Genomic DNA, 22,470 nt, shown 5'->3' with positions numbered 1-22,470 from the left:
CGTCGCGGTCAGAGACCGGGGATGACGCGGATCAGATCACGCTGCTTGAACGTGGTGCGCCGCTGCGGACCGAAGGCGAAGGTCGCGCCGATCGAGACGTAGTTGCTCGACCCCAGATCGTCGCCATCGGCATGGCCGAAATCGCCGCTCAGCGTCACATTGCCGAGCTTGTAATCGACGCCGATCTGCGTGCGGTTCGCGTCGAAGCTCTCGACGTCGATATGGTCATAGCCCGCAGTCACGCCGAACGCGTCGTTGACGGCATAGCGCCCCGACAGGCCGAACAGGTTGCCGCTGACGCCGTCTTCCTTGGCGTGCGAAACATAGGCTTCGCCGCCTAATTTGCCGTAGGAATGGCCCGCTTCGAGGCCATAGTAATCCAGCCCTGCGCCTTCGGCGTGGTCGTGGCCCGCAAAGGCGCCGAAGGAGGTGGCCGGACCGGCGTGGTAGATCGCGTGAAGTGCGACGTTGTTGGCGTCGGTATCGCTTGCGCCGAAATTCGCGAAGGCCAGATCGCCTTGCAGCGAGAATTGCCGGTTGAACCCGACTTCGAGCGAGCCGGTGGCCGAGGTCTTGTCGAGATCGCCGTCATCGGTGAATTGCGAAAAGCCGATCCCAACGGTGCCGCCGGTGATTTCAGCCGCGCTGGAGATTTGCGGGAGCGCCGCGAAAAGGACTGCGGCTGCGAAAACGCATTTGTTCATAACTTGCCTCATGAAATTGTTTTTAGGCTTTAGCCATGCGTGAGCCACCGAGGCGCAGCAAGATCGACCCCGGGTTGAAAAAGAAACTCGCGGAAACCGTGTTCCGCGAGTCACATCATTTCTCTAATTGTATCCGTCGCTTATTGCAGCGAACGCACGCTCACCTCGCCCTCTTTCCGGCTCTTGATCGCCGAGACGGCGGCGATGGAGGCGGCGGCAGTGGTGAAATAGGGGATCTTGTCATAGAGCGCGACCGCGCGGATGTCGCGGCTGTCCGAGATCGCCTGGCTGCCGTCGGTGGTGTTGAAGACGAGGTCGATCTCGTCATTCTTCAGCCGGTCGACGATGTTCGGGCGGCCCTCATAGACCTTCAAAACCTTCTCGCTTTCCACGCCATGTTCGGCGAGCCATGCGGCGGTGCCGCCGGTCGCGACGATGGTGAAGCCCATCGAGACCAGCGAGGCGGCGGCTTCGGCCAGATCGTCGGTCTTGTTCGAGTCCTTGATCGAGAAGAACACGCGACCGCTTTCGGGTAGCACGGTGCCCGCGCCAAGCTGGGCTTTCCAGAAGGCCGAGGGGAAGTCGCGATCCCAGCCCATCACCTCGCCGGTGGAGCGCATTTCCGGGCCGAGCAGCGTGTCGACACCCGGGAAGCGGGCGAAGGGCAGCACGGCTTCCTTGACCGAGAACCACGGCGTTTGCGGATCGGCCAGCGTCAGCGGATCGGCGAAGGGCAGCGGCGTGTCGGGGCCGACGCCTTCGGGGTAGGGCGGGCGCGCCGGGAAGGCCGACAGCTTCTCGCCCGCCATCAGGCGCGCTGCGATCGACGCGATGGCCGAGTCGGTGGCTTTCGCGACGAAGGGCACGGTGCGCGATGCGCGCGGGTTGACCTCGAGGACGTAGATATCGCCGTCCTTGATCGCGAACTGCACGTTCATCAGGCCGACCACGTTGAGGCCCTTGGCCATCTTCTCGGTCTGCACCTTCAGCTCGGCCACAATCTCGGGGCTCAGCGAGTAGGGCGGCAGCGAGCAGGCCGAGTCGCCCGAGTGGACGCCGGCTTCCTCGATATGCTGCATGATGCCCGCGACATGGACGCTTTCGCCGTCGCAGAGCGCATCCACGTCGACCTCGATCGCGCCGGCCAGATAGCTGTCGAGCAGCACCGGGTTGTCGCCCGAGACCACCACGGCCTCTTTGATGTAGCGCTTGAGGTGGTCGAGGTCGCGCACGATCTCCATCGCGCGGCCGCCCAGCACGTAGGAGGGACGGATCACCAGCGGATAGCCGACGCGGCCCGCGATCTCGAACGCCTGCTCGTCCGAGCTGGCGATGCCGTTGACGGGCTGCTTCAGGTCCAGACGGTTGAGCAGGTCCTGGAACCGCTCGCGGTCTTCGGCGAGGTCGATCGCGTCGGGCGTGGTGCCGAGGATCGGGATGCCTTCGGCCTCCAGCGCGTTCGCGAGTTTCAGCGGCGTCTGGCCGCCGAACTGGACGATCACGCCGTGCAGCGTGCCGTTATCCTGCTCCACCCGCAGGATTTCGAGCACATGCTCCAGCGTGAGGGGCTCGAAATACAGGCGATCCGAGGTATCGTAGTCGGTCGACACGGTCTCGGGGTTACAGTTGACCATGATGGTCTCGTAACCCGCATCGGTCAGCGCGAAACAGGCGTGACAGCAGCAATAGTCGAACTCGATCCCTTGGCCGATCCGGTTCGGACCGCCGCCGAGGATGACGACTTTCTTGTTGTCGGAGGGCCGTGCCTCGCATTCGACCTCGCCCATCGCGGGGGCTTCATAGGTCGAATACATGTAGGGCGTCTGCGCTTCGAATTCGGCGGCGCAGGTGTCGATGCGCTTGAAGACTGCGGTGACGCCGAGGTTGCGGCGGGCGCGGCGGACCTGTGCTTCGTCGCGGCCGGTGAGCGTGGCCAGACGTGCATCCGAGAAGCCCATCATCTTGAGATTGCGCAGGCCCTTCTCGTCGAGCGGAAGGCCCTTCTTGCGGATCTCGTTCTCGGCCTCGACGATTTCGCGGATCCGGGCGAGGAACCACGGGTCGAAGGAGGTCGCGTGCTGGATCTCGTCATTGCTCAGCCCGTGGCGCATCGCCTGTGCGATCAGGCGCATCCGGTCGGGCGTCTGCTGCGAGATCGCCTTGATGACGGCGGCCTTCTCGGGCGCGCCTTCGATCTCGATCTCGTCGAAGCCGCTCAGGCCGGTCTCCATCGAGGCCAGCGCTTTCTGCACGGATTCGTGGAAGGTCCGGCCGATCGCCATCGCCTCGCCCACCGATTTCATCGCGGTGGTCAGTTCGGGCTTGGAGCCTGCGAATTTCTCGAAGGCGAAGCGCGGGATCTTGGTGACGACGTAGTCGATGGTCGGCTCGAAGGAGGCGGGCGTGACCTTGGTGATGTCGTTGTCCAGCTCATCGAGCGTGTAGCCCACGGCCAGCTTCGCGGCGATCTTGGCGATCGGGAAGCCGGTGGCCTTGGAAGCCAGCGCCGAGGAGCGCGACACGCGCGGGTTCATCTCGATCACGACCATGCGGCCGTCTTCGGGGTTGATCGCCCATTGCACGTTCGACCCGCCGGTCTCCACGCCGATCTCGCGCAGCACGGCGATCGAGCCGTTGCGCATGATCTGATATTCCTTGTCGGTCAGCGTCAGCGCGGGCGCCACGGTGATCGAGTCGCCGGTATGGACGCCCATCGGATCGACGTTCTCGATGGCGCAGACGATGATGGCGTTGTCGGCCTTGTCGCGCACGACCTCCATCTCGAATTCTTTCCAGCCCAGCAGCGACTCGTCGACGAGGATCTGGCTCATCGGGGAGGCGTCGAGGCCCGAGCGGCAGATGCGCTCGTAATCTTCGCGGTTATAGGCGACGCCGCCGCCGGTGCCGCCCAACGTGAAGGCGGGGCGGATGATCGCGGGCAGGCCGATATGCTCCAGTTCGAGCAGCGCCTGACGCACGCCCTCGTTGACGTCATAGGTGCCGTTCTCGCGCTTGGGCGAGGACACGATGGTCGCTTTCGGGTTCTCGAGGCCGATCCGGTCCATCGCCTCGCGGAAGAGCTTCCGGTCTTCGGCCATCTCGATCGCGTCGCGGTTCGCGCCGATCAGCTCGACGCCGAATTTCTCCAGCACGCCCATATCGGCCAGCGACAGCGCGGTGTTGAGGCCAGTCTGGCCGCCCATCGTCGGCAGCACCGCGTCGGGGCGCTCGGCCTCGATGATCTTGGCGACGACTTCCGGGGTGATCGGTTCGATATAGGTGGCGTCGGCGAGCCCCGGATCGGTCATGATCGTCGCCGGGTTCGAGTTCACGAGGATGACGCGGTAGCCTTCTTCGCGAAGGGCTTTGCAGGCCTGGGCGCCCGAGTAGTCGAACTCGCAGGCTTGCCCGATCACAATGGGCCCGGCGCCGATGATGAGGATTGACGTGATGTCTGTTCTCTTCGGCATGGGAATCCCCTCTGGTCACTGCGCAAATTGAGGCGCTTTATACGCAAAGGGTCAGGCGTCGCAAGAGGGTCAGGACGCGATAGCCGGGTTGCAGGGTGACGCGAGGGCGCGCGCCCAAGTCTGTCAGGCCGCGCACCGGGAGGAGCGCAGCCTGATTTCAGGCCGGTCAGGGAGTGGTCGACTTACTCGGCGGCCAGCCGATGTTCCTGTTCGTCTTCGTCGCGATAGAGGTAGTCGCGCGTCAGCGGCACGTCGCCCACCTCATGGGCCAGCTGATACTGGAACACGACTTGCCCGCCATGGCGGAAAGCCATCTCCGAGGCCACGAGGTAGAAGCGCCACATCCGGCAGAACCGCTCGTCATAAAGCGCGACGGCCTTGTCGATATTCGCCTCGAACCGATCGCACCAATGGCGCAGAGTTTCCGCGTAATGGAGCCGCCAGACTTCGAGATCCGTGGTGATGAGCCCTTCATGCTCGACCGCGTTCGACGCTTCCGACATGGCCGGGCAATAGCCGCCGGGGAAGATGTATTTCGTTATGAAATCGGCGGTCGCGCCACCAGGGCCCGAGCGTCCGATGAAATGGATCAGCGAGACGCCCCCCGGTTTGAGCAGTTCGCGCACCTTCGAGAAATATTCGCGGTAATGCGGCACCCCGACATGTTCGAACATGCCGACCGAGACGATCCGGTCGAATTTGTCGGTCACATCGCGGTAATCGGTCAGGCGGATGTCGATCTTGTCTTCGAGGCCGGCCTCTTTGACACGTTTGCGGGCCAGCGCGTGCTGTTCGGTAGAAAGTGTCACGCCGACGACATTCGCGCCGAAATCGCGTGCCAGCGTCAGCGCCATGCCGCCCCAGCCGCAACCGATATCGAGAACGGTCATGCCCGGCTCGATCAACAGCTTCTTGGCGATATGGTGTTTCTTGGCCTCCTGCGCCTCTTCCAGCGTCATGTCGGGGCGCTCGAAATAGGCGCAGCTATATTGCCGGTCCTCATCGAGGAAGAGGTCATAAAGCTCGCCCGAAAGGTCATAGTGATGCGCGACGTTGGTGCGCGCCTTGTTGACCGGGTTGAACTGCGCGAAGCGGCGCCCGAAGAAACGGCTCGCCTCGCGCGGTTTCTCGAACCACGGCATGCCGGATCCGGTCTGGTTGCGGATCGCGAGGGCGAGAAAGCCACGCAGATCGTCATTCGCGATCGTGTAGTCGCCGTTCATATACCCTTCGCCGACGCCGAGATCGGGCCGGAGCACGATCCTGCGCGTCACGTCGGGGGTTTCGATGGTAACGCGGACCGGGTCTCCGGTGCCGTCGCCATAGCGTCTGAGCGTCTCGTCCGAATAGACGAGTTCGAGCGTGCCCCTGCGGATCAGGTGGCGCAACATTCGGTCGAGAAGCGAGTCCCAAGCTCTCATATGGTCTCTCCGGATCATGCCGGGGCTTGGCAGGCTCCAGCGTTAGCCTTCACGACGGCAACCTTTGTGAAATTACCAAAGTTCCCGTTGTCTCTGAAGTTAACCGAAAATTTACAATTTTTCGAGCCACGCGCGCGTGAACAGCTCGAGACGGGCCTGTGTGCCTCCGCACAGCTTGACTTTTGCGCGCTCAACGGGTGTATCGGCGCGACTATACGCAATTCTCGATCCGGGGAGCCTCCCATGCATGCCTTTCGCAGCCATACCTGCGCAGATCTGAGCGCCGCCAACGCCGGTGAGACCGTCCGCCTCGCGGGCTGGGTCCACCGCGTGCGCGATCACGGGGGGGTGCTCTTCATCGATCTTCGCGATCATTACGGTATGACGCAGGTGCTCTGTGACGGCGACAGCCCCGCCTTCAAGACGATGGAGAAAACGCGCTCCGAATGGGTGATCCGCATCGACGGCACCGTGAAGCTGCGCGACGAGAGCCTGATCAACCCGAAGATTCCAACCGGCGAGATCGAGGTCTATGTCCGCGACATCGAAATCCTGGGCGAGTCCGAGGAACTGCCGCTGCCGGTCTTCGGCGAGCTGGAATATCCCGAAGAAACGCGTCTGTCCTATCGCTTCCTCGACCTGCGTCGCGAGAGCCTGCATGACAAGATGATCCTGCGCTCCAACGTCGTGAAATCCATGCGTAAACGCATGTGGGACGCCGATTTCAACGAGTTCCAGACGCCGATCATCACCGCGTCGTCGCCGGAAGGCGCGCGCGACTTCCTCGTGCCGTCGCGCCTGCATCCGGGCAAGTTCTACGCGCTGCCGCAGGCGCCGCAGCAGTTCAAGCAGCTGATCATGGTCGGCGGCTTCGACAAGTATTTCCAGATCGCGCCGTGCTTCCGTGACGAAGACCCGCGCGCCGACCGCTCGCCCACCGACTTCTACCAGCTGGACGTCGAGATGAGCTTCGTCGAGCAGGAAGACATCTTCAACACGATGCAGCCGGTGATCCAGGGCGTGTTCGAGGAATTCGCCGATGGCCGTACGGTCGATCCGAACTGGCCGCGCATTCCCTACGCCGAGTCGATGCTGAAATACGGCTCGGACAAGCCCGACCTGCGCAACCCGATCGAGATGCAGGTGGTCTCGGATCACTTCCGCGACTCGGGCTTCGCGATCTTCGCGAAACTGCTCGAGCAGGACGGCACCGAGATTCGTGCGATCCCGGCTCCCACGGGCGGCTCGCGCAAGTTCTGCGACCGGATGAACAAGTTCGCCCAAGAACAGGGCCTGCCGGGCATGGGCTACATCTTCTGGCGCAAGGGCGAAGACGGCTCGCTCGAAGGTGCCGGGCCGCTGGCCAAGAACATCGGCCCCGAGCGGACCGAGGCGGTCCGCGCGCAGCTGGGTCTGGGCGAGGGCGATGCGGCCTTCTTCCTCGGCGGCGCGCCGTCGAGTTTTGAGGGCGTCGCAGGCCGTGCGCGCAACGTGATCGGCGAAGAGCTGGGCCTGACCGACAAGACCAAGTTCAAGTTCGCCTGGGTCGTCGATTTCCCGATGTACGAGGCCGATGACGAGGGCAAGATCGACTTCTCGCATAACCCGTTCTCGATGCCGCAAGGCGGGATGGAGGCGCTTGAGGGCGATCCGCTGCAGGTCAAAGGCTACCAGTACGACCTCGCCTGCAACGGCTACGAAATCCTCTCGGGCGCGATCCGGAACCACAAGCTCGAGACCATGTACAAGGCGTTCGAGATCGCGGGCTACCCGGCGTCGGAAGTCGAGAAGCGTTTCGGCGGCATGGTCAAGGCGTTCAAATACGGCGCTCCGCCGCACGGTGGGTGCGCCGCCGGCATCGACCGGATCGTGATGATCCTCGCCGATACCGCGAATATCCGTGAAGTCATCATGTTCCCGATGAACCAGCGCGCCGAAGACCTGATGATGGGCGCGCCGTCGGAGCCGATGAACGAACAGCTGCGCGAGTTGCGCCTGCGGGTTCTGCCGCAAGAGGACTGATCCTCGCACGGTTACCGATTTAAAAGGCCCCGTTCCGGATGGAGCGGGGCCTTTTTCTATTCGCGGCGGAGGAGCGCGCCAGCGCAAAAGGCGCGGAGGGGTCAGGCGAAGGGGCTCTGGCCGAAGCCGAGCCACCCTGAGCCTCAGACCCCGATTAGTCTTCGAGACTGTCTTTCTTCTTCTCGTCGACCAGCTTCATTTCCTTCTTCTTACGCTCGAGGAATTTCTCGCCGTAATTCTCGATTTCGCTTTCGTCGATCACGTCCTTGGCGCGGCCGAAGATCTCGTCTTCTTCCTCGTCCATGTGGTGATTGTAGTCATGCTCGAGCTTGTGGAACTTGTTCAGCCAGCCGGGGCTCGCCATGTCCATCTCGTTGAGTTCTTCGAGCAGATCGTCGAGCTCGGCATGTTCCTCGACCGAGTGACGCGCCGAATCCTGACCCCAGGTCTTGGTCATCAGCTTGGAATAGAAGGTCTCTTCCTCGGCGGCGGCGTGGGACTTGATGTCGTAATAGAACTCATTCCACGCCTGCGTGCGCTCTGCGCTGTCGCCGGACGTATCGGCGATCTTCTTCATCAGGGCGCGGTGATTGTCGTGATCTTGCTTGATGGCGTCGTAGATCGAGCTCATCGGGCTGTCCTCCGGTTGCTTTGACTTGTTTGAGCAACGCGAAGTCGATCAGGCAGTTCCCGGCTGCGTCAGAACGCCCCGGCCGCCGCGATCCGCGCATCTATGATCTGAGTGACCCGGGTCATATCCTCGCGTGAGGGGCCGCCGGATCGTCTCAGGCGCTGCGCCGCATCGTCCAGCGCCGCATCATGAGCCGAGCACGCGATGCTATGAAGGAAATGTGCGGCATAGGGCAGGGCGCGCGCATCCGCCCCCTTGGTGTCGCGCAGCAGTTCCGAGAGGTGCTGCAGGTCGTCGCGCAGCGCGAGCGGGTCCGGCGCGATCACAAGATCGGCAAGCGCGCGCAGGCCGAGCGGTCGCATCTCTTCGGGCAGGGTCGACAGGATCGCTTCTTGAAATACGGCAAGGCTTTCGATCGGTTTTTCCAGAAACCCGTCCGCGCCCGCGGCGAGGGCCGCGCTTTTCAGGTCGGGGTCGCCCGAGGTCCCAAGGATCACAGGATGCGGCCCACGCGTCCCGCGTATCTCTGCGATCAGGTCGCTCCCGGAGCCGTCGGGCAGGCCCATATCCACGATCACGATCGAGGGCCGATAGGTCTTGAGATGCCGATCTGCCGAGGCGAGGCAATCGGCGCGCCGGATTCGCGCGCCTGAGCGCAGGCACAACAGCCGCACAGCTTCCGAGGCGAAGCGGCTGTCTTCCACCAGAAGCACCGTCAGCCCGGTCAGAGGGCGTTCGGGTGTCGGCATGCGGGTCAGGGTCGGGATCGTGTCGCTCATGTCGGGGCCCCTTCGGCTGCGATCGGATTCGGCTTGTCCAATCAGTAGGGCGCAGATTGCCTAACACTGGGTTAATCCGAACCGGGTTCACAACTGCCACCGCAAGGCTTGCGCGAAGCCGCGCGCCCGGCTACGCCTTTTAACGCCCGTGTTACCGGAGGAGACCCAGATGATCGGACGCCTGAACCATGTCGCCATCGCCGTGCCCGACCTCGAGGCGGCCTCGGCCAACTATCGCGACACGCTGGGTGCCAATGTCGGCGCGCCGCAGGACGAGCCCGATCACGGCGTCACGGTCGTCTTCATCGAACTGCCCAACACCAAGATCGAACTGCTCTACCCGCTGGGCGAGGACAGCCCGATCAACGGCTTTCTCGAGAAGAACCCCGCAGGCGGCATCCATCACATGTGCTTCGAGGTGGAGGACATCATCGAGGCGCGCGACAAGCTGAAGGCCGATGGCGCACGGGTTCTGGGCAATGGCGAGCCGAAGATCGGCGCGCATGGCAAGCCCGTGCTGTTCCTGCACCCGAAAGATTTCAACGGCTGCCTCGTCGAACTGGAGCAGGTCTGATGAGCCTTACCGGCGGCATCATCCTCTTCGCAGTCATCTGGTTCATGATCTTTTTCATGGTTTTGCCGGTGCGGTTGAAGACGCAAGGCGATGTGGACGAGGTCGTGCCGGGCACCCCCGCAGGCGCGCCGCACGAGGCGCATCTGGGCGCGAAGGTGAAGATCACCACCATTGTCACCATCGTGCTCTGGGCGATCATCGCGGGAGTGCTGCTGTCGGGGATCATCACTTTGGAAGATATCGACTTCTTCGGACAGTTGCGCCGTTAAGCGGGCGCGGAACCGTTTCGGATAAGCGTGTGTTGGGAAGCTGAAAGGAGCCTCCCGATGACACCCACCTGGTTTACCGCGCTTAGCTGGCTTTCGCTCGCCATTGGCGTGATTTCGTTCCTCTATCTCGTGGTCGAGATGCGTCGGAACCCGCCGCATATGGCGATCATGGCTTGGGTCTGGCCGATCTGCGGGCTGTTCGCCGGACCGCTGATAATCTGGTTCCACAGTCGGCACTCTGGCCACGGCGACTCCCCGTTCCCGATTTCGGTGGCAAAGGGGACGCTCCACTGCGGGGCAGGTTGCACTTTGGGGGATATCCTTGCCGAAAATCTCGCGCTTGCGGTTCCCGCGCTCCTGATCCCGTTTGGCTGGCCGGATTTCTGGCAACACAAGATCTTCGCGCTCTGGGGGCTCGATTACGTCTTCGCCCTCGCGATCGGGATCGTGTTCCAGTATTTCTCGATCGCGCCGATGCGTGGGCTCGGCCTCGCCAAAGGCCTCAAAGAGGCGGCGAAAGCCGACGTGGCCTCACTCACCTCGTGGCAGATCGGCATGTACGGGATGATGGCGATCTTCCATTTCGCCGTGTTCAAAGGGCTCTGGGGCGCTGAGATCACCGCCGCCGACCCGGAATTCTGGTTCGCCATGCAGATCGCGATGATGGCTGGTTTCGTGACCGCCTATCCGGTGAACTGGCTGCTGATCCGCAAGGGCATCAAGGAAGAGATGTGAGCGGCGCGTTGGCGCCGCCCCGTCACCCGCGGCGACCGGTGATCGCGTGGAACAGGTGGGTGAAGCCCGCAGCGCCCAGAACCGGCACGAAGAGGTTCACCAGAGGGATCGACAGCGGCACCGCCATCAGCGCGCCCGCGGCCCAGATCGTGACCTTGTTGCGCTCGTAAAGCTCGAGTGCCGCTTCACGCTCCATCCGCCGGAAGGCCGCCATCTGGAAGTATTCACGTCCTAGCAGATAGCCGTTCAGCCCGAAGAACAGAAACGGCGCCAGCGGGATCACGAAGGGGTAGATCATCAGGGCGATGATGTTGGCTACGAGGATCACGCCGAAAAACCGCACCGTGTCGCGCATGCCTTCGGCGAAGGTGAGTTTGCGCACTGGCGGCAGGGTCGGGTAGTGGACGTCCTCCACCATCTCGGCCACGTCTTCGAGGAAGAAGCCGGTGAAGGCGGAGGCCACGGGCACCATCAGGAAGATCGAGGCGAACAGGATCACGCCCGCCGAGACGATCGATAGTGCGGTATCGATATGGCCGACCTCGCCGATGAAGGGCAGCGAGAAGCTGTCCGGCACCAGCCAGCCGATCAGCATCACCATCGCCACATAGATCGCGACCAGAAGGCCCAGCGAGAGGGCCACGCCGAAGCCCACGACTTTTATCGCACCGGGCCGCAGCAGGTCGGCCCAGGCTTTCACATAGCTCGAGATGATCATTCCGAAATCCGCGTCGTGATTGCGTCGAGGTCGGGACGGGGGCGTTCCGGAGGCGCGACGCCCTCGGTGCCCAGATGGATGAAGCCTGCGACGCTTTCGCCCTCCTTGAGGCCCAGCATCTCGCGCCCGAAGGCTTCGTCATGCGCGGCCCAGCCGGTGAGCCAGTTCGCGCCCCAGCCCGCGGCGAGAGCCGCGTTCAGAAGCGACAGGCAGACCGCGCCCGCCGAATAGAGCTGCTCGACCTGCGGCACCTTCTCGCTGTCCTTGGGCGAGAACACCACCGCCACGCAAAGCTGGCTGTCATGGAATTGCTTGCCCGCCTTGGCGATCTTCTCTTCGGGCAGGCCCTGCGCCTTGGCGCGGGTCTCGGCCTCGCTGCCCAGACGCTGTGCAGCCTCGCGCGTGATGGTGATGAAGCGCCACGGCTCCAGCTTCCCGTGATCGGGCGTGCGCGCGGCGGCGGTCAGAATCTCGCGCAGCGCGGCCGCGTCGGGGGCAGGGGCCTTGAGGGTCTTGGCCGGGCGCGACCGGCGGGTCAGAAGGAAAGCCATTGCCGCGTCATTGCGTTCGGCCGGGTTCACTTCGGGCAGTTCAGTCATGAAATTCTCCGTCTGTTGCGCCAGATATCGGGCGCTCGGCGCGCGATTGCAACCGCAGCATGGGCAACTGGCTTGTGCGCCATTGAGCAGGGTCTATGCTGCGCGGCGATGACGGATCTCAGCCACCTTGCCATTCCGGGCAGCGAAATCGCGCTGCGCGTGACGCCGAAAGCGTCGCGGAATGAGATTCGGGAAAGCGAAGAGGGGCTTCGGGCCTATGTCACGGTGGTGCCGGAGAACGGCAAGGCCAATGCGGCGGTCGTCAAATTGCTGGCGAAGGCGCTGGGCGTCGCGAAATCGCGGCTGACGCTGATCCGGGGCCAGACCGCGCGCGAAAAGGTGTTCCGCCTCGATTGAGCGGGCGCTGCGGCGCGGGCAGGGTGCTCAGCCGTCCTCGCTGGAGGCGCTGCCGGTCTGCTTCAGGCGATAGACGCCTTCGGGCAGGTTGAGCGCCGCCGCGAGTTCGCGCAGCTGGGCATGGCTGAAGGTGATCGTCTGCACCTGCTCGGTCTGCTCGTCGAGCTGTTCGACCACGACGCAGTCCTCGAAGGAACTGATCGTGATGTCTTCCTGCAGATAATCAAGCGGATCCGTCCCCTCGTCGACAAGGGTGATCACGGTCGCGTCGAATTCGTGTTCGATGGTAAACATGCCCTCATGCTAGCGCGGCTTTTCGATCCGAAAAAGCGAAATCACGCCGGCGCTTGCAGGCGATCACGTGCAGGAGGCTATGCTGCCGCGGGCCAAGTGGTTAAGCTGGGCGAAATCCTCTTTCAGGGGCGCTTCCCGTCGATGCCTTCCTTCCGCTTTCTCCTCGTGATCCTGTCGCTCGCCGTGACGCTGCTTTCGGGCTGCGTGCCGACGATGACGCCTATGCCGCAGACCGAAATCTCGCCCGAAGACAGGCAGCGCGCCGAAGTGGCGGTGGCGCGGCTGGTTGATGTGGGCGACCGGATGGAGCCGCAGATCGAGCAGGAATGCCGCAAGCGCACACGCAAGCTCAACTGCGATTACCTCTTCGTGGTCGATGACCGGCTCGATCTGGATGCGAATGCGTTTCAGACGACCGATCGCTCGGGCCGTCCGGTGATCGGCGTGACGCTCGCCATGATCGCCGAGGTGCGCAATGCCGACGAACTGGCCTTCGTGATCGGCCACGAGGCCGCCCATCACATCGCGGGTCATATCGCGGCGCGCGAACGCGACGCGGCGGTTGGGGCGGCCTATCTGGGGCGCGCGGTGCAGGCGCAGGGCGCCGATCCCCTGACTGTGCAGCGTGCGCGGCGGATCGGGGCCGAGATCGGCTCGCGGCTCTATTCCAAGGATTACGAGCTGGAGGCCGACCGGCTCGGCACGATCATCACATGGGACGCGGGCTACGATCCGCTCAAAGGCGCGCAGTTCTTCCTGCGCCTGCCCGATCCGGGCGACAAGACGCTGGGTACCCATCCGCCCAATCAGCTGCGCTTCGACGTGGTGCGCGACACGGTCGCCCAGTTGCGTGCGGGCAAGATCCCGGCGGGCAGCTGAGGGAACCCGTTCAGGGCCTGCGCACTTGGGATTTGACATAGAGGCCCCCGGCAAAGGCGGGTCCGGGACGCGGGGACTGGGGACGGGGACAAAGAACCAATGGCAATCTTTTCGCGACTGCGCTGGCGGCTGAAGGTCATCCTGCGGGAGATCTGGGTGCGGGTGACGGCCTTCGGCGTGCTGGGGGTCCTGACCGCGCTGGGATCGGCGGGCTTCGGCTATCTCGTGCCGCCGGATCTCGGCTACAAGATGGGGGCAGGCTCGGTGGAGCCGATCCTGAAGATCATCGCGACCGCGATGCTGACCGTCACCACCTTTTCGCTGCAGATCATGATTACCGCGTTCAGTTCGGCCCAGACAGGGGCGACGCCGCGCGCGATCAAGCTGATGCAGACCGACCGCGTCACGCAGAACGTGCTGGCGAGCTTCATCGGCTCCTTCGTCTTCTCTCTGGTAGGGATCATCGCGCTCGAGACGAATGTCTATGACGACTCGGGGCGGTTCATCCTTCTGGTGGTGACGCTGGGCGTGGTGGCGATGGTGGTGATCTCGCTGTTGCGCTGGGTGCAGCATCTGAGCGAGTTCGGACGTTTGGGCGACGTGATCAGCCGGGTCGAGAACGCGGCGAGCACGGCGCTGAAGGCACGCTGCGAGCGGCCGTGGCTCGGCGGCAAGGAATGGGAAGACCCGCCCGTGGGTGTCTTCGGGATCACCTCGACGCGGACCGGCCATGTGCAGCATGTCGATATGGGCGCGCTGCAAAAGGTCGCCGAGGCGCATGACTGCCGGATCTGGCTTTGCGCGCGGCCCGGCGAATTCGTCCATGGGGCGTCTCATTTGGTCCAATGCGATGCGTTGCCGGGCGATACCGAGACCCGCGAGGAGATCGAGGAGGCCGCGCGCGACGCCTTCACCATCGACCATGCCCGCGACTATGATCAGGACCCCCAATTCGGGTTGATCGCTTTGGCCGAGATCGCCTCTCGTGCGCTCTCCCCGGCGATCAACGACCCCGGTACTGGTATCGATATTCTCGGGCGTCTGGCGAGGGTGCTGGCCGAATGGCACCCGCCGAACAGCCCCGAATGCGTGTTCGACCGCGTCTATGTGCGCGCGGTGACGCCCGAGCAATATACCGAGGACGCTTTCGCCGCGATCGGGCGCGACGGGGCGGGGCATCTGGAAGTCGCTCTGCGCCAGCAGGAAGTGCTGGAAGCCGTGGCCGAGATGCATCCCGATCACTTCGGTCGTCCCGCCGCGCATCAGGCCCTGCGCGCCGCCGCCCATTCGCAATCCGCGATGACCTTGAGGCGCGACCGCGCCGTGGTCGCAGAGGAAGCGCAGGCGTTGGCCGCGCGCTTCGCGCCCGATCTGGACTGCAATGTCGGACATGAAATCGACGGCGATACCTCGGATCGCAACGCTTGATCTGAATCATATCGAAATTGCGGACCCTACGGCAGAGTCCCCCCATCACCGGGATGACTGTTCAAGGGAGGCCGCCATGACCGCTGCCAAACATCTCAATCGCCACGCGGCGATGATGAACCGGATGGCCCAGCAGATGGGCGGCGATCTCAGCATGGAAATGGCCAGCGGACGGCTCAGTGGCGAGGGCTGGAGAGACGCGCTGATCCGCTGCACCAAGTGCCGCGAGGCCGGGGCCTGCCTGCTCTGGCTGGCCGAGCATGACCCGCAAAGCAACCCCGCGAAGGCACCTCCCGCCTATTGCGAAAACCGCCTGATGATGTCGCGGCTGCGCGCCACCATCGGCGCCGAACCCCAAGGAGTGGAATGATGGGAATGCAAAGCGAAATCGATCTGAACTTCTGGGTGACGCGCGGTATGGCGCGGCGTCTTGGCGTGAATATCTCCGAAGCGATGCATAACGGCTTCCTCACGCAAGCCGATTTCGCCGAGATGATCACCACCTGCCGCACCTGTGGACGCACCGAGTTCTGCCTCGCTGTTTTGGCGGAGAAGGGCGAAGGCCCACAGGCCATTCCGTCGGATTGCCCCAATTACGAGGTCCTGACCTCTCTGCGCGCCCTGCAATAACTGAGGGCACCGTTAACGTCGCGAAGCATGTGAGGGGCGGTCTTGCCCCCGTGCAGAGCGGATCGATGGTCCTTTCAAATCTGCGTGTTCATCGCGTGCGTAATTTCTTCGCATGCAGGCCAACAATGCTTCATTTAACGTGTGTGGCTCCTTGGTCTCGGATGGCCGCGGTGAGCAATACTTGCCTTGCGAATGGTATGCGCGCTCCCTGAGTTGAGGGAGCGCGGCACCCAAGTTTTCTTCGCATCGAAATCGCCCTGCCCCGTTCGAGCTACGAGGGCGCGCAATGGCACAGAAGATTGTAGGTCTCGACTGGCTTCGCGCAATCGCCGCGATACTGGTGATGATCGGCCACGCGAGAGCTTTCCTTTTTGTCGACTTCTCCGAGCTTGCGAACGACCCGACGGTCGTCGCCAAAGTCTTCTATTTGCTCACCGGTCTCGGCACCTATTCCGTAATCATTTTCTTCGTGCTCTCAGGCTATCTGGTCGCTGGCTCTGTGGATCGCGCCTATCACGAAGGTCGTTGGTCGTGGAAAGAGTACGCGGTTCACAGGGTCGTCCGTTTGGGTATCGTCTTGCTCCCGGTACTCGTCATGACAGCAATGTTCGACTGGCTTGGGGCATCTCAATTTGACCCGGCTTACTATCGAGGTGAGTTTGGGGCCGAGTTCGCGAGCGCTCCGAACGAGCCGGTGGCCAACGGCGTCCTCGTTTTTCTGGGCAATGCTTTCTTCCTGCACAATATCATCGTTCCCGTTTACGGGAGTAATGGACCGCTTTGGAGCATCGCCTACGAATTTTGGTATTACGTCGCTTTTCCGCTCGGCTTTTTTGCATTGAAACCAGGCCGTTATCAGCTCTTTTTTGCCGCGCTCTTCGTTCTGACGATGTGGTTCATCGGGCTCGACTTGGCAGTGCTCTTTCCGACTTGGTTGTTTGGATACTTTGCGTGGAAAGCGCGCGACGGGCTTCTCGGACGCCTTGTTGCAACGAAAGCGATCTACGCGCTCGCGGTGGTCTTCGCGCTTTTCGTCGTCATGTCCGCTCTCAAGTTCGTCAATGATTACTCAATCGGCTCACTCTACATCACGGCTGTCGCGGCGTTTTTCGCTGTGATCGCGCTCTCAAATCCGGTTTTCGACCACGGCGCGCGGCTGGCAGAGTTCCTCTCCAAAATCTCTTACTCTCTGTATCTTGTTCATTTCCCTCTGATGGCCTTGCTCAGTTCGATGCGTCATGTCGCGCGGTTCGACGCTTTGGGGAACGGGATGGTCCTGTTCGGGGTGTATATTCTGTCCTCCTTCTTGCTCGCGTGGTGTGTTCATTGGCTTTTTGAGCGTCATACCGCGACACTCCAGAGAGCTATCCTTAGAAACATGCGCCAGCGTCCTAGGCTCGGGGCTGCGGGATGAGTTGAGAGTGTAGCTCGTCACCGCCTTTGCTTGCCTTCCGGCGCCGGCATTCCATTCGCTCAGGAGCGCGGTTTCTTCAGGTGAAACTTCAGCCAGAACTTCAGAAGCCTGAGCCAACCGGCCTTCTCGCGCTGCATGACCTCTTCGAGAAAGGGCGTGCGGCGGAGATATTTCCAGTAGAGCCACGCATAGGGGTGCCATTCGGCTGCCTGCCAGGGTTTTGGCGACTCCGTGAAATGGATGATCCGCGGCAAAGCCTGAGCCAGAGGGACCGAAGAGGTGTAGTCGCACCCTTCCCAGAGAAAGAGGCGTTGGAAATTCCATTTCGCGTCCAGCGCCGACCAGTTCTCCCAGAATACCTTGTTCAATGCGTCCTGATCCGCAAACTCGTATTTCTCGGGCGCGGCCAAGAGCATGTCGAGCGCTCGGGACAATGCGTCCGTGGCCCGGATTGCTTCGAGATCGAGCAGAAGGACACCCGCGTTGAAATAAGTGCCCTCGCTCGGCAGCTCATGTTGCCGCGCGAAGTTCGTCGGGTCCACGAACGCGTCTTGCACGGCTCCGCAGGCCATACCTTTCAGATCGGTGCTCCAGAGGTCGACGAGACTTCCGGTCACAACCATGTCGATATCCAGGTAGATCACGCGTGAGATGTCCTGCGGCAGAAGCTCTGCCATGATGAGGCGCAGGTAGGTCGCGCGACTGATATGCAGGATCGGCGGAAGCTTCAGCGCCTTATGATCCGCAACGTGATAGGGATGGATTTCGAGACCCGCCGCCGTCTCTGCGATCTTTGCGACGCGCGCCTCATCGACGGAATCGAGTATCGCGTGAACGCGGATCTTCTCCGCGCCTTTGCCCGCCTCGATGGATTTCAGCAGCGACACGAAATGCGGCGCATAGTTGGAATCGGTCACGCAAACGATGTCGATCACGTTCGGGTCATACGCGGCATGCGGCTCGCGGACGTCGTACATCATTCGGAGTCCTTTGCGATCAGTTCGCCTGTTAGAAATATCGGGACTGTCTCTTGGGAGGCTTGAAATTCGCTGCCAGCAGAGCTTTGGCGATCGCGAAATGCATCCGGGCACGATCGGGGCGGCGGCGGATGGTGGCAAGCACACCGCGCAGAAAACGTGCGGCGATCCGGTCGGGCATCACCAGTCTTCGATTCACGAAATGCCCAATCGCGAGTTCTTCATTGAGAAGTTTCGCCTGACTCCAGACGGTCTCTCCGTGATTGGGGTTAAGGTAGCGGAACTTCTCGCTCTCTATCCGGAGCACGGGCCGCTTGAAGCGCTTCAGATAGTATCGCGTCCATTCCTGATCCTCGGCCGAGAAGACCTCTTCGCGGAAAGGACGTTCGCGCATCAGAGCCGTGGGCGTCAACGCGGCGCTATTCGAGATCCCGTTGCGACCGTTAAAGAGCCGAGGGGTGATCGAGACGGGTTCGAGCTTGCTCGGGTCCGGGCATTCGGAATGCGCCGGCGCCCAGTAGACGATCTCGAGGTCTCGCGCTTTCATCTCCCGCCAGCCGTTTTCCACGAACTTCGGATCGTCGAAGACAACATGGCTGCTGAAGATGAGCGTATAGGGAAGCGTGTTCGCCTCGACGCCGATGTTGATCGCCTTGGAATAGTTGAACTCGGTGTCGTCGTAGGGAACGACGGTCGCGCCCAGGGCCGCGAACTGGTCGCGCACCGCTGCATCATGCGAGGAATCCACGATGATGATGTTCTCTGGCGGGAAGCTCTGCTCGCGGAGTTTCTCGACCACCTCTGCAAGCAATGGCGGGCATTCATAGGCCCGGATCAGCGCCGCATATCGCGGGGACGCGTCGTCGCATGGAAGCTGCTCGGCTAAAGGTTGGGACTGTGAGGCCATCGTTTCTTGCCGCAATCTGAAAACGCTTTCCTGAAGGCAGGCACGGGCAGGTTTCCGTTCCTGATTATCGCTTCGAAAAACGGTAGGAGGGCTGCCCCAGCCGAGCAAGACAGCCCGCGCGCAGGAGCTCTCGGTGGCTGGTCCGCATATGAGATGCGCCGGTTTCTTATCCGTCGCGCCCGCATCTGCCCAAATAAATTGCAACTCGGGGTCGGATCGGAGGCGCGAGAACCGTCACGCGGTGAAGAGGGCGCAGGGCTCGCTTAGGTTCGAGTGGGGAGTGCTCGATACAGTTCAAAGGTAGCCCAGAGAATGCAGTATCTTTTTGTCGTCACTTACGGTCGGTCCGGTTCAACGGTCCTGCTCAACTTGCTCAACAGGTTGGAGGGGTATTGCATTCGCGGCGAGAATAACGGGATTGCCAACCATCTCGGCATGAGCGTCTCCGTGCTTGCCGAGGCACAGGAGCACCCGCATGCAAAGTCCCACAATCCGGACGCGCCCTGGTTCGGGATCAACGATCCGAAGGTCGACAGCTGGGGCCAGAAACTGGCTGACGCGTTTGTCGAGGAGATCTTACGCCCGGACCCGGACACACGCGTCACCGGCTTCAAGGAAATTCGGTTCACCGCCCATGAGACTACGCTGGCAGAGTATGAGAGCTCCATCGCGTTTCTGACGCAATATTTTCCCGGCGCGCGTATCATCTTCAACACGCGAGATTGGCGGGAGGTCGCTGAGTCCGGCTGGTGGCGTTACGAGTCGAACATGAAACGGATCCGCGATCTGATCGAGGATGCGGACCGCCGTTTCGAAGCGTCGGCCAAGGCGCTCGGAGATCGGGCCTTCTTGATCGACTATGCTGACTACAAGGGTAAACCGGACGGGTTCCGCCCTCTGCTCGAGTGGCTTGGGGAAGAGGTCGACGAGGCCCTGCTGGCCTCGGTGTCGCAGAATTGGCTCGTTCACCTGCAAAAGTCACACGATGACCGCGGGAAATTCCTCCGCCTGAAACGCGCGCTTTCGAAGCGTTTCGCGGAGCGCGCCATCAAGAAGTCCGGCGAAACTTCGATGCTTTCGTGAACAGCGCCTTCAACAACTGAGCCATTTCGAGTTCCGGCCCCGCTTTGCGCCCGTTGAACTGCCAGAGCGCGGCGACCGCAGCCACGTAGGCCATGCCGCCTATCGTAATCAGGCTCACCAGACGCACCGCCTCCAGAGGGACGCTCGACGGCTTCTCCCACAGGCTACCGGTGAGCCAGACGACCAGGGCCATGAAGGCCACCGCGATCGCCGGGGTCAGGGTGAGTTGCAGCTGCTCGCGCAGCCTGATGCCTGCGATCTGCGTGACCAGGGTCATGTTCCAGATAATGTTGATGACGACCGCCACCGCGCCGCCAATCAGGGCGCCGATGAGCATGCCGTAATAGCTCGCGCTGCCGAGATACATCCCGAGCAGGATCAGTGGCCATCGAATGAAGAATGCGCGCAGGTCGCGGAAAAAGAGATGCCGGGTGTCTCCCGTTGCCATGGCGATCGGCTGGATCGCCACCGTCGCCTGCAAGGCTAGGATGATCGCCTGTATCTGAATGACGGGGACGGCGGGCATCCACTTCTCTCCCAAGACCAACGCGACAAGGTCATGGGCGACCACCGCGAGGCCGAAGCCGAAGGGGAAAATCCAGAGGCAAGCAACACCCTGCACACGTTTATAGGCGGATACGAGTTTTTGCCGATCGTTCTTCACCCGGGAAAAGGCCGGGAAGAACGTCCTTTGCAGGGGTTGGTTCAGCTGAGCGATGACCACATTCGTGATCCGGTTGCCGAAACTGTACTGCCCCAGAATGTTGGTTGGCAGCACGGCCCCGAAAAGCAGCGGATTGGCGCGCCAGTTCATCGCCTGAATCCAAGTGCCCAAGGTGATCCAGATCGAGAAAGAGAGGATCTCGCGATACTTGCTGAAGGTCAGGCGGGGCCGGAAGGGATAGAAGACATAGGAAAGAACGATCCGGGCGACGTCTGAAGCCACGGCGCCAAGCACCAAGGCCCAATAGGACCGAAACACGAGTGCAAGCGTAATTGCGACGATCGTGCCGAAGAGTTTCTCCCCGACCTTCATGAGGACGACTTGATGGAAAACCAGTTCTCGCTCGAACAAGGCGAGTTTTGGATTTGCGAGACCGGCGAAGACGAAGGACCCCGCCATCACGAGCAGGATGTTCTGCAGTCGCATATCGCCATAGAGCAACGCGACCGGGTAGGACAGCGCGGCCACCGCGCACCCGACGATGAGGCCACGCGCGAAGGACATCGAAAAGACGGTGTTGAAATGCTCTTCGGTCGGGGCGTCATGGCGCACCAGCGTCTCCGACAGGGGCATTTCCGCGAGCGACAGAAGAATGGCCATCACTGCAGCACAGATTGCCACAAGCCCGAAATCCTCGGGCACCAGAAGCCGGGCCATGATGATCGTGTTCAGGAACCCGATTCCGTTCGCGATCATGCTTCCGAGCGCGATCCAGACGGCTCCCTTCAGCAGGCGTGTCCGTGTGTCGGTCATCTGTTCTGGGCGTCCTTTCGCAGCAAGCTATGATCGAGGTGGTCGCCCGACGATCAATGGATGAACGTGATATCCGCGCGCGCTTCGATCGCGGAGATGTCCGAAACGTAGTCTTGCTGCATTTTTCGGAATTGGTCCTCGGGCCATGGGGAGAACCGGTCCTGAGCGCCTTGCACCGGATACTCATGCTCCAGAGCCGCCATTCGAAACCGCCATTCCGTCGCTGAGAGCGGTTCAGCGGTCTCGGCCATGGCGCGGATTGCACTGTCGGAAGCGCTTCCCCGCACAGTAGGGTTCTGCAGCGGCTCAAACGCCTCAGCCTCGACGTCACTCAACCCTTCGAGGATGCGGGGCTCGAGGTCGCGGAAATCCTCGTAGCGCCAGATGAAGACATTCGCGTGCGGCAAGGCATCGCGGATGTCGTCGATGATCTGCAGCCACGCCCCCTTTGGTGAGGAAAAGGCGGATGCGAATTGCTCTGGGGGCGGCACGGGAGAGAAGCGGATCGCTTCGCCATAGATCGATGCCAGAAAGTCGGGATAGGACCGGATGCAGAGCCAGATATCCAAGGGGCGATCCGGCAGGAAAGTCGACAAGAGGCTGAGCCGCGATATCGCCGTCGGATAAAACGCCCCGTCGAGGAATTCACCCGTTTCGCCCAACAGGTTCTCTTCGGAAACAAGCAGTTCGTCCGAGGTGTCGAACAGGCTCGAGATCTTCGATCCAAGCTTGTCGAGGCGCGTTGGACGGCCCGAGAGTGCCTTGAGCTTTTCCGACCTGCTCGTGCCTTCGCTTTCCGCCCATGCCTGATGGAAAAGGGGCCGCACATTATTGATCGGCCAGAAAGCGACACCTTGCGAGGCAAGAAGCTTCGCGTTCAATTCGAGGCGCGCCTGGAGATAGGTTGTCGCTGTCTTGTGGGCTCCGAGATGGAGGCGAATTCGGGGCGTCGTCACATCATCCTCCGTCTTCTCACCGTTGCTTCAGGCTGCGGTCGGCAGCCGCCGCTGCGTCTGCGGCCTCCTTTGAAAGGGCCGGTCGCGGCATCTTCATACCAATGGCTTACTGAGGAACGGCCCGCGCTGTGAGGTGCAAAGCGCTG

At 62.1% G+C, this 22,470-nt stretch carries 23 protein-coding genes; 11 read left to right on the top strand and 12 right to left on the bottom strand.

The window, feature by feature from the left end:
- Positions 1 to 8 precede the first annotated feature (8 nt).
- The 3 genes from BMI85_RS06275 to BMI85_RS06265 form a co-directional block, all read right to left on the bottom strand.
- Positions 9 to 704, bottom strand: a complete 696-nt coding sequence (locus tag BMI85_RS06275) for a porin (protein ID WP_078600236.1) — start codon at positions 702 to 704, stop codon at positions 9 to 11.
- A gap of 140 nt (positions 705 to 844) precedes the next feature.
- Positions 845 to 4,174, bottom strand: coding sequence for a carbamoyl-phosphate synthase large subunit (carB, locus tag BMI85_RS06270; protein ID WP_078600234.1), 3,330 nt, complete (start codon positions 4,172 to 4,174; stop codon positions 845 to 847).
- A 182-nt stretch (positions 4,175 to 4,356) separates the two neighbouring features.
- The gene (locus BMI85_RS06265) at positions 4,357 to 5,595 is read right to left on the bottom strand and encodes a cyclopropane-fatty-acyl-phospholipid synthase family protein (RefSeq protein WP_078600232.1); all 1,239 of its coding nucleotides are present in this window, start codon (positions 5,593 to 5,595) and stop codon (positions 4,357 to 4,359) included.
- Between the two features lie 243 nt (positions 5,596 to 5,838).
- Between BMI85_RS06265 and aspS the strand changes: the two genes are divergently transcribed.
- Positions 5,839 to 7,617, top strand: a complete 1,779-nt coding sequence (gene aspS, locus BMI85_RS06260; protein WP_078600230.1) for an aspartate--tRNA ligase — start codon at positions 5,839 to 5,841, stop codon at positions 7,615 to 7,617.
- Between the two features lie 154 nt (positions 7,618 to 7,771).
- Here the strand turns inward: aspS and BMI85_RS06255 are convergent, their stop codons facing one another.
- The gene (locus tag BMI85_RS06255) at positions 7,772 to 8,248 is read right to left on the bottom strand and encodes a hemerythrin domain-containing protein (RefSeq protein ID WP_078520485.1); all 477 of its coding nucleotides are present in this window, start codon (positions 8,246 to 8,248) and stop codon (positions 7,772 to 7,774) included.
- Between the two features lie 68 nt (positions 8,249 to 8,316).
- Entirely contained in the window at positions 8,317 to 9,027 is a 711-nt protein-coding gene (locus BMI85_RS06250; RefSeq protein WP_078600229.1) for a response regulator, read from the bottom strand.
- 169 nt (positions 9,028 to 9,196) lie between these two features.
- Between BMI85_RS06250 and mce the strand changes: the two genes are divergently transcribed.
- From mce to BMI85_RS06235, 3 genes are read left to right on the top strand one after another with little or no spacing between them, the layout of a single operon-like run.
- Positions 9,197 to 9,601 carry a methylmalonyl-CoA epimerase gene (gene mce, locus BMI85_RS06245; RefSeq protein WP_078600228.1) on the top strand — a complete coding sequence of 135 codons (405 nt, stop codon included), beginning with the start codon at positions 9,197 to 9,199 and terminating at the stop codon, positions 9,599 to 9,601.
- Positions 9,601 to 9,870, top strand: a complete 270-nt coding sequence (locus BMI85_RS06240) for a DUF1467 family protein (protein ID WP_078600226.1) — start codon at positions 9,601 to 9,603, stop codon at positions 9,868 to 9,870. Before mce ends, BMI85_RS06240 begins: the two co-directional genes overlap by 1 nt.
- 57 nt (positions 9,871 to 9,927) lie before the next feature.
- Positions 9,928 to 10,605 carry a DUF4396 domain-containing protein gene (locus tag BMI85_RS06235; RefSeq protein ID WP_078600224.1) on the top strand — a complete coding sequence of 226 codons (678 nt, stop codon included), beginning with the start codon at positions 9,928 to 9,930 and terminating at the stop codon, positions 10,603 to 10,605.
- A gap of 22 nt (positions 10,606 to 10,627) precedes the next feature.
- On the opposite strand, the gene BMI85_RS06230 is transcribed toward BMI85_RS06235, so the two are convergent.
- Together BMI85_RS06230 and BMI85_RS06225 are read right to left on the bottom strand one after the other, a co-directional pair.
- A complete protein-coding gene (locus tag BMI85_RS06230) occupies positions 10,628 to 11,323 on the bottom strand; it encodes an EI24 domain-containing protein (RefSeq protein WP_078600222.1) in 696 nt (231 codons plus the stop codon).
- On the bottom strand, positions 11,320 to 11,922 hold the full coding sequence (locus tag BMI85_RS06225; RefSeq protein WP_078600220.1) for a nitroreductase: 603 nt from the start codon (positions 11,920 to 11,922) through the stop codon (positions 11,320 to 11,322). Before BMI85_RS06225 ends, BMI85_RS06230 begins: the two co-directional genes overlap by 4 nt.
- Positions 11,923 to 12,030: 108 nt before the next feature.
- On the opposite strand from BMI85_RS06225, the gene BMI85_RS06220 reads away from it, so the two are divergent.
- Positions 12,031 to 12,279 (top strand): DUF167 domain-containing protein, encoded by a 249-nt coding sequence (locus BMI85_RS06220; protein ID WP_078600218.1) that lies wholly within the window; start codon positions 12,031 to 12,033, stop codon positions 12,277 to 12,279.
- Positions 12,280 to 12,306: 27 nt separating this feature from the next.
- Here BMI85_RS06220 and BMI85_RS06215 read toward each other — a convergent pair whose 3' ends face one another.
- Positions 12,307 to 12,573 (bottom strand): hypothetical protein, encoded by a 267-nt coding sequence (locus tag BMI85_RS06215; protein ID WP_078548415.1) that lies wholly within the window; start codon positions 12,571 to 12,573, stop codon positions 12,307 to 12,309.
- 141 nt (positions 12,574 to 12,714) lie between these two features.
- On the opposite strand from BMI85_RS06215, the gene BMI85_RS06210 reads away from it, so the two are divergent.
- The 5 genes from BMI85_RS06210 (at position 12,715) to BMI85_RS06190 (ending at position 16,924) form a co-directional block, all read left to right on the top strand.
- Complete coding sequence (locus BMI85_RS06210) at positions 12,715 to 13,452, top strand: M48 family metallopeptidase (RefSeq protein WP_078601084.1); 738 nt, start codon at positions 12,715 to 12,717, stop codon at positions 13,450 to 13,452.
- Positions 13,453 to 13,551: 99 nt separating this feature from the next.
- Positions 13,552 to 14,880: a DUF2254 domain-containing protein gene (locus BMI85_RS06205; RefSeq protein ID WP_078600216.1), complete on the top strand. Its 1,329-nt coding sequence runs from the start codon at positions 13,552 to 13,554 to the stop codon at positions 14,878 to 14,880.
- 76 nt (positions 14,881 to 14,956) lie between these two features.
- A complete protein-coding gene (locus BMI85_RS06200; protein WP_078520475.1) occupies positions 14,957 to 15,250 on the top strand; it encodes a DUF6455 family protein in 294 nt (97 codons plus the stop codon).
- The gene (locus BMI85_RS06195) at positions 15,250 to 15,510 is read left to right on the top strand and encodes a DUF6455 family protein (protein WP_078520474.1); all 261 of its coding nucleotides are present in this window, start codon (positions 15,250 to 15,252) and stop codon (positions 15,508 to 15,510) included. Before BMI85_RS06200 ends, BMI85_RS06195 begins: the two co-directional genes overlap by 1 nt.
- Positions 15,511 to 15,796: 286 nt before the next feature.
- Positions 15,797 to 16,924, top strand: coding sequence for an acyltransferase (locus BMI85_RS06190; RefSeq protein WP_078600214.1), 1,128 nt, complete (start codon positions 15,797 to 15,799; stop codon positions 16,922 to 16,924).
- A gap of 59 nt (positions 16,925 to 16,983) precedes the next feature.
- On the opposite strand, the gene BMI85_RS06185 is transcribed toward BMI85_RS06190, so the two are convergent.
- On the bottom strand, positions 16,984 to 17,904 hold the full coding sequence (locus tag BMI85_RS06185) for a glycosyltransferase family 8 protein (RefSeq protein WP_078600212.1): 921 nt from the start codon (positions 17,902 to 17,904) through the stop codon (positions 16,984 to 16,986).
- A 28-nt stretch (positions 17,905 to 17,932) separates the two neighbouring features.
- Positions 17,933 to 19,012 carry a glycosyltransferase family A protein gene (locus BMI85_RS06180; protein WP_210402321.1) on the bottom strand — a complete coding sequence of 360 codons (1,080 nt, stop codon included), beginning with the start codon at positions 19,010 to 19,012 and terminating at the stop codon, positions 17,933 to 17,935.
- A gap of 108 nt (positions 19,013 to 19,120) precedes the next feature.
- On the opposite strand from BMI85_RS06180, the gene BMI85_RS06175 reads away from it, so the two are divergent.
- Positions 19,121 to 19,891, top strand: coding sequence for a sulfotransferase (locus tag BMI85_RS06175; protein ID WP_078600208.1), 771 nt, complete (start codon positions 19,121 to 19,123; stop codon positions 19,889 to 19,891).
- Here the strand turns inward: BMI85_RS06175 and BMI85_RS06170 are convergent.
- On the bottom strand, positions 19,857 to 21,368 hold the full coding sequence (locus BMI85_RS06170) for a lipopolysaccharide biosynthesis protein (protein WP_078600206.1): 1,512 nt from the start codon (positions 21,366 to 21,368) through the stop codon (positions 19,857 to 19,859). The genes BMI85_RS06175 and BMI85_RS06170 overlap by 35 nt on opposite strands.
- Positions 21,369 to 21,421: 53 nt before the next feature.
- On the bottom strand, positions 21,422 to 22,195 hold the full coding sequence (locus tag BMI85_RS06165; RefSeq protein ID WP_143595010.1) for a hypothetical protein: 774 nt from the start codon (positions 22,193 to 22,195) through the stop codon (positions 21,422 to 21,424).
- Positions 22,196 to 22,470 lie beyond the last annotated feature (275 nt).

Origin of the sequence: Thioclava sp. DLFJ4-1 (assembly GCF_002020145.1) — a bacterium.
In the GTDB taxonomy this organism is placed as follows: Bacteria; Pseudomonadota; Alphaproteobacteria; order Rhodobacterales; family Rhodobacteraceae; genus Thioclava; species Thioclava sediminum.
Note: the sequence above shows the minus strand (reverse complement) of the source record. Positions and strands in the feature narration are given on the sequence as shown.